This window comes from Flavobacterium sp. 90 (assembly GCF_004339525.1).
Taxonomy (GTDB): domain Bacteria; phylum Bacteroidota; class Bacteroidia; order Flavobacteriales; family Flavobacteriaceae; genus Flavobacterium.
This window is the reverse complement of the sequence record NZ_SMGE01000001.1, coordinates 1,817,001-1,834,501: the sequence shown is the minus strand read 5'-3', so window position 1 is coordinate 1,834,501 and position 17,501 is coordinate 1,817,001. Positions and strand designations below refer to the sequence as shown.

The 17,501-nt window shown below is 33.5% G+C and carries 16 protein-coding genes; 4 read left to right on the top strand and 12 right to left on the bottom strand.

Translation table 11 applies throughout. The features are described 5' to 3' along the window. Positions 1 to 23 precede the first annotated feature (23 nt). Complete coding sequence (locus C8C83_RS07355; protein WP_121327430.1) at positions 24 to 1,406, bottom strand: ammonium transporter; 1,383 nt, start codon at positions 1,404 to 1,406, stop codon at positions 24 to 26. A 262-nt stretch (positions 1,407 to 1,668) separates the two neighbouring features. Next, positions 1,669 to 2,160: a nuclear transport factor 2 family protein gene (locus C8C83_RS07350; protein ID WP_121327428.1), complete on the bottom strand. Its 492-nt coding sequence runs from the start codon at positions 2,158 to 2,160 to the stop codon at positions 1,669 to 1,671. A 378-nt stretch (positions 2,161 to 2,538) separates the two neighbouring features. Here C8C83_RS07350 and C8C83_RS07345 point away from each other — a divergent pair, with 378 nt between their 5' ends. Beyond that, positions 2,539 to 3,198, top strand: a complete 660-nt coding sequence (locus C8C83_RS07345) for a hypothetical protein (RefSeq protein WP_121327426.1) — start codon at positions 2,539 to 2,541, stop codon at positions 3,196 to 3,198. A gap of 352 nt (positions 3,199 to 3,550) precedes the next feature. Here C8C83_RS07345 and C8C83_RS07340 read toward each other — a convergent pair whose 3' ends face one another. From C8C83_RS07340 to C8C83_RS07330, 3 genes are all read right to left on the bottom strand, one after another. Next, complete coding sequence (locus C8C83_RS07340) at positions 3,551 to 4,525, bottom strand: integrase core domain-containing protein (RefSeq protein ID WP_121326054.1); 975 nt, start codon at positions 4,523 to 4,525, stop codon at positions 3,551 to 3,553. Between the two features lie 172 nt (positions 4,526 to 4,697). Beyond that, positions 4,698 to 5,861 (bottom strand): NAD(P)H:quinone oxidoreductase, encoded by a 1,164-nt coding sequence (gene wrbA / locus C8C83_RS07335; RefSeq protein ID WP_121327424.1) that lies wholly within the window; start codon positions 5,859 to 5,861, stop codon positions 4,698 to 4,700. Between the two features lie 393 nt (positions 5,862 to 6,254). After that, on the bottom strand, positions 6,255 to 6,569 hold the full coding sequence (locus tag C8C83_RS07330; protein WP_121327422.1) for an HPF/RaiA family ribosome-associated protein: 315 nt from the start codon (positions 6,567 to 6,569) through the stop codon (positions 6,255 to 6,257). Positions 6,570 to 7,155: 586 nt separating this feature from the next. Here C8C83_RS07330 and C8C83_RS07325 point away from each other — a divergent pair. Beyond that, a complete protein-coding gene (locus C8C83_RS07325; RefSeq protein WP_099710425.1) occupies positions 7,156 to 7,392 on the top strand; it encodes a hypothetical protein in 237 nt (78 codons plus the stop codon). Between the two features lie 131 nt (positions 7,393 to 7,523). Here C8C83_RS07325 and C8C83_RS07320 read toward each other — a convergent pair whose 3' ends face one another. Genes C8C83_RS07320 through C8C83_RS07305 form a run of 4 tightly spaced genes read right to left on the bottom strand, consistent with a single transcriptional unit; the run spans position 7,524 to position 10,676 of the window. Continuing rightward, positions 7,524 to 7,940, bottom strand: coding sequence for a very short patch repair endonuclease (locus tag C8C83_RS07320; protein WP_121327420.1), 417 nt, complete (start codon positions 7,938 to 7,940; stop codon positions 7,524 to 7,526). 30 nt (positions 7,941 to 7,970) lie between these two features. Further along, on the bottom strand, positions 7,971 to 9,179 hold the full coding sequence (locus C8C83_RS07315; RefSeq protein WP_121327418.1) for a type II restriction endonuclease: 1,209 nt from the start codon (positions 9,177 to 9,179) through the stop codon (positions 7,971 to 7,973). 40 nt (positions 9,180 to 9,219) lie between these two features. After that, on the bottom strand, positions 9,220 to 10,455 hold the full coding sequence (gene dcm, locus C8C83_RS07310) for a DNA (cytosine-5-)-methyltransferase (protein ID WP_121327416.1): 1,236 nt from the start codon (positions 10,453 to 10,455) through the stop codon (positions 9,220 to 9,222). After that, positions 10,455 to 10,676: a helix-turn-helix transcriptional regulator gene (locus tag C8C83_RS07305; protein ID WP_121327414.1), complete on the bottom strand. Its 222-nt coding sequence runs from the start codon at positions 10,674 to 10,676 to the stop codon at positions 10,455 to 10,457. The genes dcm and C8C83_RS07305 overlap by 1 nt, the downstream gene beginning before the upstream one ends. A 194-nt stretch (positions 10,677 to 10,870) precedes the next feature. On the opposite strand from C8C83_RS07305, the gene C8C83_RS07300 reads away from it, so the two are divergent. Further along, a complete protein-coding gene (locus C8C83_RS07300; protein WP_121327412.1) occupies positions 10,871 to 11,146 on the top strand; it encodes a hypothetical protein in 276 nt (91 codons plus the stop codon). A gap of 100 nt (positions 11,147 to 11,246) precedes the next feature. Here the strand turns inward: C8C83_RS07300 and C8C83_RS07295 are convergent, their stop codons facing one another. Continuing rightward, positions 11,247 to 13,706 (bottom strand): AsmA-like C-terminal region-containing protein, encoded by a 2,460-nt coding sequence (locus C8C83_RS07295; protein ID WP_121327410.1) that lies wholly within the window; start codon positions 13,704 to 13,706, stop codon positions 11,247 to 11,249. A gap of 245 nt (positions 13,707 to 13,951) precedes the next feature. Between C8C83_RS07295 and trxA the strand changes: the two genes are divergently transcribed. Beyond that, entirely contained in the window at positions 13,952 to 14,269 is a 318-nt protein-coding gene (trxA, locus tag C8C83_RS07290) for a thioredoxin (RefSeq protein WP_041516662.1), read from the top strand. 252 nt (positions 14,270 to 14,521) lie between these two features. On the opposite strand, the gene C8C83_RS07285 is transcribed toward trxA, so the two are convergent. Both C8C83_RS07285 and C8C83_RS07280 read right to left on the bottom strand, forming a co-directional pair. Beyond that, the gene (locus tag C8C83_RS07285; RefSeq protein WP_121327408.1) at positions 14,522 to 16,615 is read right to left on the bottom strand and encodes an ATP-binding protein; all 2,094 of its coding nucleotides are present in this window, start codon (positions 16,613 to 16,615) and stop codon (positions 14,522 to 14,524) included. Next, positions 16,612 to 17,319 carry a LytTR family DNA-binding domain-containing protein gene (locus C8C83_RS07280; RefSeq protein WP_121327406.1) on the bottom strand — a complete coding sequence of 236 codons (708 nt, stop codon included), beginning with the start codon at positions 17,317 to 17,319 and terminating at the stop codon, positions 16,612 to 16,614. The genes C8C83_RS07285 and C8C83_RS07280 overlap by 4 nt, the downstream gene beginning before the upstream one ends. Between the last annotated feature and the right edge of the window lie 182 nt (positions 17,320 to 17,501).

The following is a 17,501-nucleotide window of genomic DNA, read 5'->3' as shown; positions in this document are numbered from 1 at the left end:
AAATTCGTGGCTGAAAAATATATTTACCCGTAATGAGCCTCAGTAATAGGTTTTAATTTTGGATCAAGAGTTTCATCGTGTTGCGATAAATCCAGTCCAATATGTTCGTTTTCTTCAGAAACACGAAGCGGAATGATAAAATTGGTTACTTTGAATAAGAAATAAGCTCCGAAGAAAGTAAAGATAGAAACCAGAACCAATGCCATCATATGGTGACCAAAAACATTCCATCCGCCGTGAAGTAAACTTGCATCTTCGCCATGAGCGAAAATTGCCGTTAGAATCATTCCCATAATTCCACCAACACCGTGACAAGCAAAAACGTCAAGCGTATCATCAAATCTTTTTGAGAAACGACAATTTACAACTGAGTTTGAAACCAAAGCAGTAATAAATCCAAAAAACATACTTTCAGGAACCGACACAAATCCTGCGGCTGGCGTTATAGCAACCAGACCAACAACAGCTCCAATACAAGCTCCAAGTGCCGAAACTTTTCTGCCGTTCATTCGATCAAAGAAAACCCAGGTTAACATTGCGGCAGCAGATGATGTTGTTGTAGTTGCAAAAGCCATTGCAGCAGTTCCGTTGGCAGCAAGTGCAGAACCAGCGTTGAAGCCAAACCATCCAAACCATAACATTCCGGTTCCTAATAATACAAACGGAATATTGGTGGGTATATGAGCACTATTTTTTCTTTTTCCTAAAACCAAAACTCCGGCAAGAGCAGCAAAACCTGAACTCATATGTACGACAGTTCCTCCGGCGAAATCTTTTACACCAAAATAAGTTCCTAAAATTCCTGTTGGATACCAAACCGAATGGCACAAAGGCGCATAAATAAATATGGTAAACAAACTGATGAATAATAAATATGATATAAAGCGAACGCGCTCTGCAAACGAACCCGTAATAATTGCCGGAGCAATAATCGCAAATTTCATTTGGAACAAAGCAAATAACATAAACGGAATCGTGCTCGCTAATTTCTTATGAGGCAAAACGCCCACATAATCCATAAAAGCAAAAGTTGTTGGATTGCCAAAGAAGCTATAAAAATGAGCTCCGGAACCAAAACCCACAGGATCACCAAAAGCCAGACTAAAACCAACTACAACCCATAAAAGTGTTACAACGCCCAAACAAATGAAACTTTGTAACATTGTCGAAATTACATTTTTTCGGCCTACCATTCCTCCGTAGAAAAATGATAATCCCGGTGTCATAATCAAAACCAGACAACAAGAAGTTAACATCCAGGCAACATCGGCAGGAACGATATGATCGGTTGTGCCAAATTCAGATAATACATAACTATTTTGCGTAACAGTTGGCCAAAATGCGCCGGTAATACAAACAATACTTATAATAATAAAGGAAATGATCCAGCGTTTTTCTATTTTCATTTTTCAAATACTTTATTTAACCCTATTTTTTTTGGGGTCAAAGTTAAAAAAAAATAAAGATTTTGATTTCAAGGGCTAATAAAATAGAGGTGTGGCTTTTATTTTAGTTAATATTGTAAAATTCGAACCTTTTTTTTGAGACAATCTTATTTTGAACTTCCAAAATAGGACTAATATTGTCAATTATATTATAATTAAATCGATATCAAGTTCGCTAAAGTGCTAGAAAAGTTAGGATTATAAGAACAAAGTTCAAAAATGTTTATTTTTTCTGAAGCTTCGCAATCAAAACATCTTCGATTGGCGCTTTTACTTTAATGATAGCATCAATATCATCATTCGGAATCGTCATTGATAAAACATAATGCTGAATTTTCCATTCTTTCCCTACTTTTACCAAAATACCAGAACCGCGACAAATTTTCATTTGTGTATTTAATAATTCGTCAAACCATGCAATTTTTCCCGATTTATCAAAAAAGATATGACGTTCAAGCGCTGTAAAATTCCAAGTTGTTCCTTTGTCAAAAAAAGGTTTTGCCCATATTTTGAAGTCTTTTTTAATCCAGTTTTCGGTAGCGTCCGTTCCAATGAAAATTGCATCATCAGCCATTAAATTAAAATAAGTATCAAATTTTACATCGGCAGCAGCCTTATGCCAGGCATCGATAGTTTGGTTGACTTTGTCTTTTTCAGAAGTTTGTGCATTTGCAAAAGAAGCAACGAATAATAAAAGTAGAATTGATTTTTTCATAATAGGTTTTGTTTTGGATTTAAAGTTAGGAAATATTCTTTTAAAGGTGCAAAGGTTCAAAGGAACAAAGATTCAAAGGTTTTTGTTGGACGAATTTAATCTCGCAATCCCGATAGCTATCAGGAGCAGAGTCGCCAAGTTTATTTTAATAACAAAGATTGAAAAGTTCCGGAGGAACGATGCATTTTGTAGCAACGGATTTTAATCCGTTGTAGGTAAATGAAATTAATCACGCAAAGGCGTAAAGACGCCAAGTTAATTTTCTTTGCGCCTCTGCGCTTTTGCGAGACTAAATAAAAAGACAAAACTTAAATTAACTTATATCACTTATATGGTATAATTTGATTTAGTATATTTGAATACTTTAAAATAGACATCATGAATCCAAAAATATTTATCACCTCAATATTTGTTACTTCCTTATTTTTAACTTCCTGCAAAAAGGAATTGGAGCCACAAGAAAACACACCAACTTCTGAGTTAGTTAAATTAGGATTGGCAAAAGACACAGCAAAAACAAAATCAGTAGTTCAAATGCCGGCAACAAATCCAAATACGGTTTTGGGAGAAACCAAAGGATTAAATCCTGCTCACGGACAACCCGGACATCGTTGCGATATTGCCGTTGGCGCACCATTAAATTCAGCACCAACGCAACAGGGGCAAACTGTGAATGCACAACCTGCACAAACGGTTCAAATGAATCCAAGTCAACAACAAGTAGTTACTACAACAACTGCGGCTCCGGTAAAAGTAGCCAAAGGTATGAATCCGTCGCATGGTCAACCAGGACACAGATGTGATATTCCTGTAGGAGCGCCTTTAAATTCTCCTGTAGCCAAACCAGTTGCTGCCACTCCTGCACAAAGCGGAAGCGCGTCGCAAAGTTTTACTGTTACGCCGCCGGCTAATAATGCTGTTCCCGCTTTATTAAGTACCGAAAAGCCAGTTGCAACAGCCGAAGGCATGAATCCGCCACACGGACAAGCAGGTCACCGTTGCGATATTGCCGTTGGAGCACCATTGCCAAAATCATAATATTACGCCAATAATAATCTGGGCGTGCCACCAATAAAAAAAGGGGCCAACTATGCAAATCGCTTAGTCGGCCCCTTTTTTTATTGCTGTCGGGCTTTCACTGCTACTTCGGTAGCTTAGCTCTATCCCTCACGCAAAAAAAAACTAGATTATGTTATAAAATATGTGCAGTTTGTACTGTCAATGTCATTAAGTTTAAGGGCTATATTGGTATGGTGAAAAAGACACAAAATCGCAAAGATTTTGTCATTTCGACGAAGGAGAAATCTTCGCGAGAAGCTCGACAAAGATTGGATTTTCGTTACGGAGTTACTTGCGAAGATTTCTCCTTCGTCGAAATTGTAAAGGTTACTTATTTCGGTAACGGATTTATCATTTCGATTGGTTTTTTTCCATCAATACCTTGATGTGGTCTTTCATGATTATAATAATATAAGTATTGCAATAATTCTTCTTTTAATTCTTCATGAGAATCAAAATCTGTGTCTCTCAATAAATCATCTTCAAGAGTTCTCCAAAAGCGTTCAACTTTACCATTAGTTTGTGGTCTGTAGGGTTTTGTGTACCTATGAACAATACCTAATTCCATTAACATCCTCTCAAAAGGGTGATTATTTTTCACTTTGCTTGTTTTAGGTCCAAATTCAGCTCCATTATCAGATAATATCTCTTCAAATTTTATTTCATAATGATCACTTAGGATGTTTAAACATTTCAATGCCGCAAACATAACTGTTAAACTGGTAATATCAGAAACTAATTCAGCCCAGGCAATTCGACTGTAATCATCTATTACACAAACTAAATAGCGATTTTTATTTTCCCCTTTAATTATACTTTTGCTCAAATAATGACAATCAATATGACCAAGTTGTCCCATTCTTTCCTTGATTATTTTTTGATGATTCTTTTTAATCTTCGGAGTTAATCTATTTATTTTATTGCGTTTTAAAATATTATAAACTCCTGAATATGATGGTGTATGCTTCCCTAATTTGGGCCTTAAGATACTAACAATTTCATATTTGTTGTTTCCTTTTTCTCGTAATGCAATTACTTTTTGCTCTATAAAAGGCAAAGGACGTCTTGTTTTATATTTGGGACCTCTTTTTTGGGGCAATAAATCAATAGATTTCCCACTTTGTTTAAAGCGATTATAATACTTTAAAAAACTCTTTCGGCAAGTATTATTTGCTGCATAAAAATCCATTGCTTTTTTATACAAAGGATGAGTTTTATTTTTTACCTGTTCATATTCTTTTATTAGAAAACGATACTTCTCTAAGTAGTTCCGCTCTAAAGTGGAATCCTGACTATTATTTCTCATCGTAACAAAATTTATTAAAGTTAAATTTTGTTACCGAAATATCTAACATCTACAGAAATGACAATATTCTGTTTAAGCTTTGCGATTTTGCAATCTCAAAGCAAAGCATAATGCAAAAAACTTCGCGACCTTTGCGTAATCCTTTGTGCCCTTTGCGGTAAAATCTTCCTTATTATTCAATTTCAAAAATCGCCTGAATTTCAACAGCCGAATTTATAGGTAAAGAAGCCGCCCCAATAGTTGCTCTCGCGTGTTTACCTTTTTCGCCAAAAACCAAAGCCGTCAAATTCGAAGCCGAATTCATAAGCGCCGCATGTTGTGTATATTCCGGAGTAGTATTAAAATATCCCGTTAATTGCACACATTGTTTTACTTTGTTCAAATCGCCCCCACAAGCTTCTTTTAGAACCGCAATAACATTTAGCATCGTTTGATACGTTGCTTCTTTCGCCTGATCGTCTGTAACTGTCGCGCCAACTTTCCCTGCATTCAAGATCTTTCCATCTTTCAAAGCCACTTGATTAATATATACTTTATGATCTGAAATCGTAAACGGAACATAATTCCCAACCGGTTTCGGAGCTTCAGGAAGAACGATATTATTGTCCTTTAAAGTTTTATTGATATCGATTTTAGTTTCTGTAGAAGTTGTTTTTACAGCTTTTACATTTTCAGTATTTTTCAATCCAGAAGCTGCTCTTGCCAAAGCTTTTCCTTGTTCTTTAGCCAAATTCAATTCGCTTTGCGACGGACGAGTTCCAACAGGCGATCCAGCCAATGCAGTTGCTCCAAATGGAGTATTTCCTTGCGGAACTGTTTTGTCTAAAGTTGCCGTTCCCATAATTCCTGTAGGTACGATTATCATTCCGTGCGAAGCAAGAATATTCCAAAAAGATAAAATTGCAGCTTCTTTTCCTGCTCCGGATCCAGCCGACATAAATACAGTTGCCGGTTTTCCTTCTAAAGTTCTAGAAGTCCAAAGCGGAATACTCTGACTGAAAAAGTAATTCATATCAGCGCTAATATTTGCAAAATGCACCGGACTTCCAAACGCGATTCCGTCATAATTTGCCAATTCTTCGATCGTTGCAACTGGCAATTTCTCCACATCAGCGTTTAATTTTTCTTTTGCATTTATCGAAGGAACACGTTTTATAGTTGCTTTTGTATGTGGATATTCCTGAATTCCTTCGGCAATTGCTTTTGCCATTTTATAAGTTCCTCCGTTTTGAGAATAGATCAAAACCAGAACATTTGTTTCAGATGATTTTACTTGTGCATTTACGCCAAAACTTAACAAAACTGCGGTTAGTAATACGAGTAGTTGCTTTTTCATGAGTTTATTTTAAAAAATTATTATAGAAAATCCTAATCAATTCGCTTGTTTTCCTTCAAGGATTAAGTCCATTTTTTGGGACTGCAAATTTAATTCTTACAATAGCGAAAAGCGTTATTATTATCTTAATTTTATTTTTCCAGAGTTTCTTAAAAAGCATAAAAAACATTCAACACATAGAAACATAGCTTTTAGATGTAAAAAAGAATACAAAAAAATACATTTCTCTCAGATAGCTAGCTATGATTATTTAAACAAGTGAAACGCCTTTTTTAAAGCCCTAAAATCTATGTTTCTATGTGTTAAATAATTACGCGCAACGATTTAGAGTATAAAAAAATGGCATTATCTAAATTTAAGACAATGCCATTTTTGTATTTGTTGGTATATAAGTTAAAACGTCTTCTGTTTTTCGAAAGTCGTAGTAAGTGATTTTTTTGCTTTTGCAAGAGCACCACTAAAAGCCTTTTCAAGCGTATCAGAGTGTTCTGTAACGGTTATGGGTTGTAGTTTTGCTGTACGAACTTCAATCACACATTTTTTATCGTTTAAGCTAAATTTCTCTCCGTTTTCATCTCCAAAATGTACTTCGATGCGGGTTATTTTTTCCTCAAAACGCGCTAAACCTTTTTCTAATTCTCCAGAAAAATAAGCTTCTAATCTTTCGTGTCCTTCGATGTTCTTGTCTGTATTGATTTGAATTTTCATATGGGTTTATATTTAATGATTGTTTCTCAAAGCTATCTTTTTTAGAATAAAAACACAAGTGAGTTAATAAAACATTAAGAAAATAATTCTAGTTTTTTGTCATTTCGACAGAGGAGAAATCACACAAGAAACTCCGCAACAATTGTCGCGTCAAATAAGAGAAAAACTCCAAAATATTGTCAAGCTGAGCCAAACCAAAATTGTCAGGCTGAGCGAAGTCGAAGCCCCGCAAAGATTAACGAATTTATATACATATCGTTCCTCTGGAATTTTTTTTGAACAATACTTTGTTAACAACGGATTAAAATCCGTTGCTACAAAATAAATCGTTCCTCCGGAACTTTAGCACAAGCGACGCAGAAGTGTAATAATATAGGAAGAAATCATAATTTCAAATCAACAAAGAAAACCCGCACAAACCACAACGTTTTTTGGTATCTTCGCAGTCCTAAAATGCAAGAATTATGAGATCAGAAAAACTTTGTGCCCGTGTGGTATGGTGGCGGTATTGGAAACAACTGCAACGCTCTTGCAGCGTAGGACACCTTAGCTACGCGGGTTTTATATTTCCTAAATGCAAGTTATTATGAGTCTAAACACCCTTTCAAAAGAAACAGAATTGCGGTTAAACGAATTTTTCAACCAAGCCACAGATCCTAAAAGTTTCGCAAAAGCAATCCGAAGAGTAAATTATCTTCTCGCGATGTCTTTAATGCGAGAATGCGAAACCCTGCAAATCGATCCAAAAGGAGTTGAAGAAGGTTATTTCTGGCTCAATGAATTAGCCGAAATCTTAAATCCTTATTTGGATGTAAATGATTAAACTATAATAAACGAAAAGCCACTATGAAGTGGCTTTTTTTATTTTTATTCTTTTTCTGATTGTTTCCTTTTTCCGCCCGCTTTGTCATTCCGAAGAATGAGGAATCTCCGCAAGAAACTCCGTTTCGATTGTCAAACTTGTTTTTCTGCAATTGCGTTTTGAATTTCAAGAATACAAGAATCCAAATTCTTTTTAATATCGTTACTCCAAAAACGAAGAACCTTCCAGTTTTGAGATTCCAGATAAGTATTAACTTCTATATCTCGCTGTATATTTCGTTCAATTTTTTTGATCCAGAATTCAGGATTGGTTTGTGGTTTTTTTCGAGTTTCCCAATCTTTCCCATGAAAGAATTCTGAATCTACAAAAATGGCAATTTTTAATTGTTTGAAAGTAAAGTCCGGTTTGCCAAAAACTGTTTTGTTGTTTTTTCTATATCTGTAACCTAGATTCCATAATGCTTTTGCCAACGTTACTTCGGCTTTTGTTGCGGTATTTTTAATTGCCCGCATGTTTTTTGAACGTTGTTCTGGACTATGGACATCCATGATAATCTTAGTTAATTATTTCTAATGATATTATTTTTGTCGTTGACGAACTACGTTTATAAAGTCTTGAAGGTTTAATAAATTAATTTGTTGGGAAGCAGTAAAAGTTTCCTTTAAAGATTGTGGAATTACAAGTTGTAGATTTTGCGCAAACATTTCGTCAGTTTGATTTACGCTTATTGCTGGCTCTAAGGTGATTAAATGTTTTTGAGAAATTTTATCTGCTTCTGACAAAACCTGCCTCCATCTATCTTTTGCTGTAGTTTTAACACCAAGCATCGTTAATAATTCAACGGGAAAATCTGGATTATGATAATCTATTATTGACGGAAAAAGAAAATCAGGTTTGTTATTCCTTTCTGTTTTTGCTCCCTTAGAAAAACTTATTTTTTGAAATTGAAAAATAGATGCGAGATGATTTTCAAAAGCAAAACCTGCACGAGATTTTCTTCTATTTTGAACACTTAATGAAAATGAAATAAAATCATCTACGTCTATCTTATTTTCTCCAAATCCTTGTTCAAGTTTTTTTGATACAATATGTTTTTCAAGTGTTTTGAAAAGTATTTCTTCTCTTTCAAGCCAAGCAATTAAAGTTTTATCAGGTTCTTCAATAGGGGAGACATTTTTAACTGTTGAGCGTGCAAAATTTGAAAAGATCGCTGTTGAAGGAAACTGATTTCCAAATGTGTTAAGTATTAATTCTAAGAAATTTGGCTCAGTCTCATCGATTTCAAAACCAAGAGAATTAAGGATGTACTTTCCTGCAAAATTAAGTTTGATGTCATTTGAAGAAATATCACGGAAAATAAATTTGCTTCCAATTTCTCCAATTTCAAAAAGCCAAAGCAGTTGTTGTTCGGCTGTTGTTCCTGTCGGAGCTACTACTACAGCTAATTTATTATCATGCGTCAGTCCAATTAATAAGAAATCACCAACATTCGCCTTTTCCATAATTTGTGTTGTGGAATAATAAAGGCGAAATTCATTTCTTTTGGGATCATTTTCTCGTGCGTTATACCAAGTTAAGGAGCCTGTCTCATTTAATATGGTTTCTTCATTATCAGTTAAGTATATAAAAATACCTTCATATGTAGATTTTTCTGCGCCTAAAATAGATTTAAATTCATTGATACCATTGAATTCGTGTTGGTTGGAAACTTGGGGATTCACTTCAACTTGACTAAGTTTTTTTGCGACTATGCCTTTAAAGTATTTTGAAAGAAGACCATTTTCCATTATTAATAAATTTAAAATTAATTTATCACGATTTATTCTATTATTGCTCTAGAGAAGTTAATTTTTGATTAGCCTCTTGTTTTGCAATTTCGGCAACTAAATTTTTGCCAACTGCTTGCATTAAAGGAGATACGACTGAATTTCCGAATTGTTTATAAGCTTGATTATCAGAAACAGGAATGATAAAATTATCAGGAAAACCTTGAAGTCTTGCACATTCTCTGGGGATTAATCTTCTAGGATTTTTGCCTTCTTGAGGAATTAATATTTCTGCACCGTCTTTATAATATCTGGCACTCATTGTTCTTGATATCCCATTTAAATCTGCTAAACCAAATCCAAAACCATTTCCTTTAGCTTTGTGTTTTTTAGCATATTCTTGTAGATAACTCCAAAGTTTATCTGATAAAGTATATTTTGGGTCAACTTCAGGTAAAAGGATATCCTTCAATGCGAATTTTGTATCACTCATTTCAGGAAATTTGAAATTTTCTTTTCCTTTAAAATATTTATTATCAAATCCAACAATTATAATTCGTTCTCTATGTTGAGGAACAAAATGTTTACCATCTAAAACTTTAAAATAAATAGTATAATTTAATTCTCTTAATGTGTTTTGGATAACTTTGAAAGTGTTTCCTTTGTCATGAGATACGAGATTCTTTACATTTTCTAACATAAAAGTTTTAGGTCTTTTATGTTTAAGAATACGTGCAATATCAAAAAAAAGTGTCCCTTGTGTTTCGTCTAAAAAACCATGTTTTCTGCCTAATGCATTCTTTTTTGAAACTCCCGCTATTGAAAAAGGCTGACAAGGAAAACCTGCTAATAAAATATCATGATCAGGAATTTCTGTTTCATTTATTTGTGTTATATCGCCAAAAGGAACTTTTCCGAAATTTGCTTCATATGTTTTTTTTGAATAAGTATCCCATTCACTAGTAAAAACACATTTGCCACCTAAATTTTGATAAGCAAGTCTTATTCCACCAATTCCTGCAAACAGATCTATAAATTTAAATTCAGGGTTTTTAGGTGGAGGAAACGGGATATCCCATTTTATTGGTAGGTAATATTGAAAATTAGGTTCTTCAACAATATTCAATTTTTCATGAATGTCACATAAATATTCTGCAGCATTCTCTTTGAAATATTGTGAAACTCCATTTGTATGATTTTGAAAATAATGAGTAAGTTGAGCAAGTCCATTATCCGTCTTTTTATCAACTTCGATATGGAGTTTCTCTTTTATAGCTGAATACTTTTTTTGTGTCATTATTTCTTGAAATTGTTATTATTAAAAAAATCTCCAAAATCAGTCTCAAGAGCAATAATTATTTTTTCTAAAATTTTGACTGTTACATTTTTTTTCCCAGTTTCAACTTTTGTCATATAAGTTCTGTCGACTTCTGCAAGATTTGCTAACGCTTCTTGCGAAAGACCTTTGGCTTTCCTTAATTCGCGAATTCGCTCGCCAATTCTGATATTTATACTCATTGATTTTAGGATATTGAAGTAAACAAAACTATCCAAATGTTACTTTTGGTACAACGGCATAAGAGTCACATTTTAGAAGGTTTTAATGATGAGTATTTTAGTTTTATTGATAAAAAAACGCCAATCATTTTTGACTGGCGTTGAAGATTCTAGAAAAGAAAATATCTTTGTTATAATTTTAAATCAAGAAATCTATGATAAGCAGAAGAAATAAAATAATAGCTTTTTTAATCATTAGTATAAACATTTATTTTATTCCTGTTTCGATTTCTATAATTCTATCAAATGGAGGTCCGGAAGGTGTTTCTTATTGGGTTTTGCCATTTAGTATTCTAATAAATTTATTTTTTGTACCTGCTGTATTATCATTTAAAAAGAATTTTGAACAGCGAGTTTCAAGAATAAATGAGGTAGGAATTGCAATGATTGTATTGATACTTGTTTTGGGAATAGTGTCAATATATATTTAAAGTTGTAGAAACTATTCGACTTCGCTCAGAGGGACAAATCTTTGTCGAGTTACTTGCGGAGATTTCTCCTTCGTAGAAATGCCAATATTACGTGATGAAATTACTTTTCTTTATCCTTCTTTCCCCATTTGATTTTCATTTTTCCATCATCATCAAGTGCAATTAAATGCAGAACAATTCCGCGGCTGCGAACGGCGTCGCGTTCGGCTTTTGTGGCGAGTTTGATGTCGTTTTTAGAATTTCGGAGTGGTATTGTGAGGGCGAGATTAGTGCCTCGGCCAAAAGAGTAAATTCCGTTGACGTCGAAGTTGAGCACACTGGAACTTATGGTTAGATTGTTGACATCGATTTGTTCTCCGCGCATGTTGAGGTTCCCCGACAAATCACTAAAAGTAATGTTCTTGACATCGCGAAACGGAAACGCAAATTTCCCAACTTTTACAATAGGTTCAAAGTTAAGTAACGCGCCCTGATTGACATTAAAATCAAGTTTTCCGTGCATAGAATTGGTGATTAATTCACCTTTGCTATTGATTAATCCGCTGACATTTGCCTTGCTGCTGAGTTTTCCTTTGATATTATTTGGAGAAAAAGACTGAATTCCGAAGTTGTTAAACGATCTTAAAAAACTCGCAATATCAACCCGATTTACCTGCGCATTCGAACTAAAATTAAAATTATTGCCATTTGGTTGTACGATGGTGCTAAAAGTAATGTTTCCCCCAGAAGTTTGCAGAGAACCGTTTTTGATAATAAGCCTGGAATCGATCATCTGGATTTCGGCTTTTGTATTGGTGGCGGTTAGTTTGTTATAATTTATTTTATCGGCTTTGATGTTGATATCTACGACGCATTTTTCGATTGCATTTCGCAATTGATGAGACATTGTAGCTTTTTTGGGTGTGGATTTGCTTTTTTGAGAATTGGCCAAAACTCCCAGAAATTGTTTGAGATCTATATTAGGACAATAAATATCCCAGTTTACGACCATTTTCTCTGGTGCATCATAATATAAATTGAGGAAATTATCGATTTTGCCTTCGATATAAATGATGTTTTTATTGTGTTTGTAAGCAATCTTTTTAATCAGTAAAGCTTTTTCGGTAAAGTCAAGCTGAACATTGATTTTTTCGGCGTGAATATTTTTCGGAATAAAATGAAAAGAGACATTCTGCACGTTTACGTTTCCAATAAAACGTGGTTTGGTAATAAACAAATCTACAATGTCAAACTGAAATTTTAGGTTTGCTGTGGCGTGACCTTCAGAAAACTGAATCCATTTGTCGTTGCTTGCTTCGTTTAGTTTTGTAACGTCAAAATCAGAACTTACATAACCGGTTGCCAATGGTTTCTCTAGATTATTGATAGACAATTGCGGAATCTTAAGCGGTATATTTTCATAATTTGCTGAAAAATGGGTTAAAATAATAGCCGAATTTGCATCGTTAAAACCTTCTTTTGGTTTGAAATTATTGGTAAAAATACCTTTAAAACTACAATCAGTAAGTTGTCCGTCTGGAATGCTGAGTTCGTTATTTTTTATAATTGCCTGGACGACAATTCTGGGATCTCCTTCGGCATTAAAATCTCCTTTGATGTCGCAATTCACATCAATTTCTTTTTTTAGATTAAATCGGTTAAGCTTAGAACTTATGTTTGCCGATAATAAATTGGATGCATTTTGCCATAAAATAGTTGTTCCAATATTGATTCCGAAGAGCGCATTTCCTTTGGCTAAATTAAAATAAGCGGTAATGTCAAAAGAATCTGCGCCTATTTTGAGACCTTTGGTTACAACATCAATTTTTTGCTTTTGGGAATCATAAGAAACCGCAAAAGTTCCTTTAAGTTCTTTTTGTTTTGCAAAACTTCCGTGTATGGTATTAAACGCTAAACTGGCAATTTGTGTGTCCAGAAAAACATTTGTTTGCCAATCATCACCGTCATATTCAACTTTTGTGGTTAAATTGGCTACATCAAAATCAAATAGTTTATGTCCTAAACGATTGTCAAGAATAAAGTGAACGCCGCTAAGTTCAACTTGGTCAACCGTAGTTTCGGTTTCCGATTTATTTTTGGGATCTTTTTTCTTCTTAGGTTTAAAGATGTTTGCATTCGAATAGCCATTTTTGGCTTTATAAACATAAATATCCGCTTCGTTAATCAGGATTTTATGAATGTTGATTTCGTGTTGCAGTAAACTCCAAACGTTGAGTCGAACTTCAATTTCTTTTGCGTTCAATAAAGTATGTTTGTGTGTTTGCCATTGATTGTCTTTGATTTCAACATCTTTTAATGCTAAAGTAAAATTCGGAAAACCGGTTAAAAACTTATAATGAAAATCGCCAATATGGAATTTTCCATTAATGTTTTCGTTGATTTTGGTATTGACTTTAGCGATGATTTCGGTTTTATGTTGGTTGAAATAAATAGATAATCCGCCGCAAGCAAGAAGAAGCAAAACAATTAATCCCAAAATAAAGAAACCAAAACGTTTGACATATTTCTTAAAATGAACCGATTGAAAAAAGGTTTTTATATGAAGTAAAATTTCTCTCATTTGGTGTGGATTTTGCGGATTAATAAAGATAAGGTAAAAAACTTACGGTTTTTAAAAAGATGATGTTCAATTAGTTGTAGGTTAAAACTTATAAATAATACTTTTCGTGTTAATATAATTATTGACAATACATTTATAATGAAAACTAATCTGGGAATGGTGTTTCATTTGTATTTAATTTTTAAATTTGTACTCTAGTTTGAAGCGTAACAATTCAAACTATAATTTTAAAAAGATAAGAAATTATGGCATTAGCAATAACAGATGCTACTTTTGATGAAGTAGTTTTGAAATCAGATAAACCAGTAATGGTAGATTTTTGGGCAGCATGGTGTGGTCCTTGTAGAATGGTTGGTCCAATCATTGACCAAATCAGCGAAGAGTACGCAGGTAAAGTAGTTGTTGGTAAAGTAGATGTAGATGCAAACCAAGAATTCGCTGCAAAATATGGTGTGCGTAACATACCAACCGTTTTGGTTTTTCATAACGGTGAAGTAGTAGGAAAACAAGTAGGAGTTGCTCCGAAACAAACCTACGCAGATAGTTTAGACGCTTTGTTGTAATAGTAAGATTATGATTTATATAAAAGAGGTTTGGCGAAAGTCAAGCCTTTTTTATGTTTAAAGGTTTTTTGCCACGAATTTCACGAATTAGCACTAATTATTTTAAACTCAAAATTCAATTTCACGAATTAAAATGGGGTTTAATTTTTTTGCCACAGATTAAAAGAATTAAAAAGGATTTTTTTAATCTGTGAAAATCATTTTAATCTGTAGCAAACTATTTTGTCAACATTATCAAATAAATAATTCGTGCTAATTCGTGCAATTCGTGGCAAACTTTAAGAAAAAAGTCGTTCCTGAATCTGGTTTTGATTGGATTTCGATTTTGCAATTTATGGCTGTAGCCAAATCCCGAATCAAATGCAATCCCAAACCGGATTTGATTCCTATAACTTCTGAATCGTCGTATAAAGCTTTAAATTGTTCCTGAGTTCCGCCCGGACCATTGTCTGTAATCGAAAGATACGTTTGATTATTTTCCTGCCAGGCTTTCCAGATTATTTTGCCGTTTTGGGTTTTATCAAGTGCTTTGATGGCATTTCCGGTTAAGTTTCGGATAATGGTTTTTAGGTAATTTTCATCAGTATTCAGAATAATATTTTGAGGATTTTCGAATAAAATTTCGATGTTTTCTACACTTGAAAAATGATTCTTCATTTCTTCGAATATTGTAGCTATTGGAATTTCTTTAAAATGAGGTTTGAAATTTTCCATCTGGCTTTTGCTCCACAACAAAATATCTTCCATTGAGGATAATAAATTTTCGGCTCCTGAGATAACTTTTGTTTGCATGCGCAAAGCAGTTGCTTCATCAATAAGTTCGGGATTTTCTTTTTGAAGATGTAAAAAGTGAATTAAATTCGAAACAGGACTTCGCAAATCATGATTTAAAATACCAAAGAATCGGGCTTTTATTTTATTAGCTTCGTCAAGTTCTTGATTTAAAAGCTGCAATTTTTGATTGGTTTTCTTTCTGTTTTGGTTTTGTCTGAACAATAATAACCCAATGATTGCAACCAAAATTAATCCCAAAATTAAAAAGATACGTTGTTTTTTGGCTTCGACAATCTGAATGTTTTTAATGGTATTTTGAGCCGAAAGACTTTTTATTTCTTGTCCTTTGGTTTTGTTTTGATAACGGGCTTCGGCATTGGCAATACTTTGTTTAGCCGATTCTTGCATCATTTCGTCATTAGATTTAGTATAAATGTCGTTGTAACGATAAGCTTCTTTCCAAAGTCCTAGTGCCGCATAACTTTGAGATAGTTTCTTATTGATACTTACAAACGATTCTTTATCATAATTTAGGGCATTTGTTGAAGCTTTCTTTAAGGTTTCGATTGCCTTTTTATATTCACCTTTTTGATATAAAACGTTTCCCATTATGGTATTGGCTTCCATAATAATATCTTCGTCATTTGATTTTTTTCCGAGTAAAACGGCTTTTACAGCATAATTATAAGCTCTATTTATTTGATGTTTACCAACATAATAATCTGCCATACTTCGGTTGGCGAAGCTCAAATTAAGAAATAACGAATCTTTTACAGAGGGAAGTGTATAAATCAACCTGTAATATTTTTGAACGCTGTCCGGTTTGTTTTCTGCTACAAAACACTGCATATAATAATTACAGGAAAAAGCACTGATATAAGGAGAGGTCTTTATATAAGGTTTGGCATCGTTTAAGTATTCAATTGCTTTATCAAATTGCTTCATCTTAATATATGCGCTGGCAATCTGGCTGTATGAAACTCCAATGTTTTCTGTATTTGAAATGCTTTTTGGGAGCAATTTTTTATACGTTATCGCTTTTAACTGATATCCGATGAAATTTTCATATTGAGAATAATCAAGATAATATTCTCCAAGGCTTCCGTTTAGAACAGATTGTGTATAGGTATTTTTCGTTGTATCGAGAACCTTTTTTATATATTGTATTAGATTTTTTCTTTTGGCTGTTTCATTAAGAGAATAATAAATATAGTTAAGGCGCATTAGAGCCGAGGTTTCGTTTTTAAGATGTTTAACGCTTTTGGCATATTTTAGCGAAAGCTCATAATTTACGACTGCTTTTTGATATTGGTTATTACTGAATTCATATGCCAGGCCTTTATAAAGATAAAACCTGCTCAAATAAGCAGGATTGTTTTTAGAAATATTAATTCCTTTTTCGGCAACACCTAAGAGTTTCGCATAATCTTCTAAATCAATAATTTCATTCGCATATTTAAGCCAGATTTTTAGTCTTTCATCTGGGTTTTGATACCGAGCTAAATTAGGTTCCTGCTGTGCGAAAACAGTTAAGTTGATGAAAAACAAAAACAAGAACCCAATTTTTTTCATGAGAACAGATTTAGATTTTCTTTATAGCTTCTGCCAACGGGAATAGTAATATTGTTGTTTAGAAGAATTTCGGTCGAATTTATTTTCTGAATGAATTGCTTCTGAACCGCAAAACTTCTGTGAATTCGAATAAAAGACTGAAAATGATCTTCTTTCAAAAGATTGCCAATACTCGATAAAACGCAATGTCTTTTTTTTTCTGTAATAATTAAGGTATAATCTTTTAGAGCTTCAAGGTATAAAATTTCGTGTAGTTTGACTTTCGTCTGATCGTGACCTTCTTTTATATAAATGGTGTCGCCGCCAATGCTTGCTTCAAAAAGTGAGGCTTTTAATTTAATTTCCATAAACTCTTCGATTCGGCTTATAGTTTGTGCAAATCGATCGAGTTTTAAAGGTTTTACGATAAAATCGAGTGTTTCTATTTCAAAACTTTCTACGGCATGTTCAGGATGTGCTGTTATAAAAATACAAACCGGAATTTCTAAGGCTTGTTTTCTGAATTCGATTCCGTTTAAACCTGGCATATCAATATCCAGAAACAAAATATCGATCTTTTCTTTTTCGATAAATAAAAGCGCATCTTCTGCCGATTCAAAAACACCTAAAATATCCAAAACCGGAAATTTTTTGGCAAACGATAACACCGTAAGTCTGTCAATTTCGTCATCGTCTATAATGATACAAGTATATTTTTTGATCATTTGATTCGGTTTTATAGTTGTCTGTCTATTTAAAATGTTGTTTGTCTATTGGTGGTTTTTCTGCCCGTTTTAATCTTGCAAATTTGTTTTGTAATTAAGCCTTCAGACAAAAGAAACGTTCTGTTACTATCATTTTGGCTTTTACAAAAATAACGCTATTGAATTAAAAACTAATCATTTAA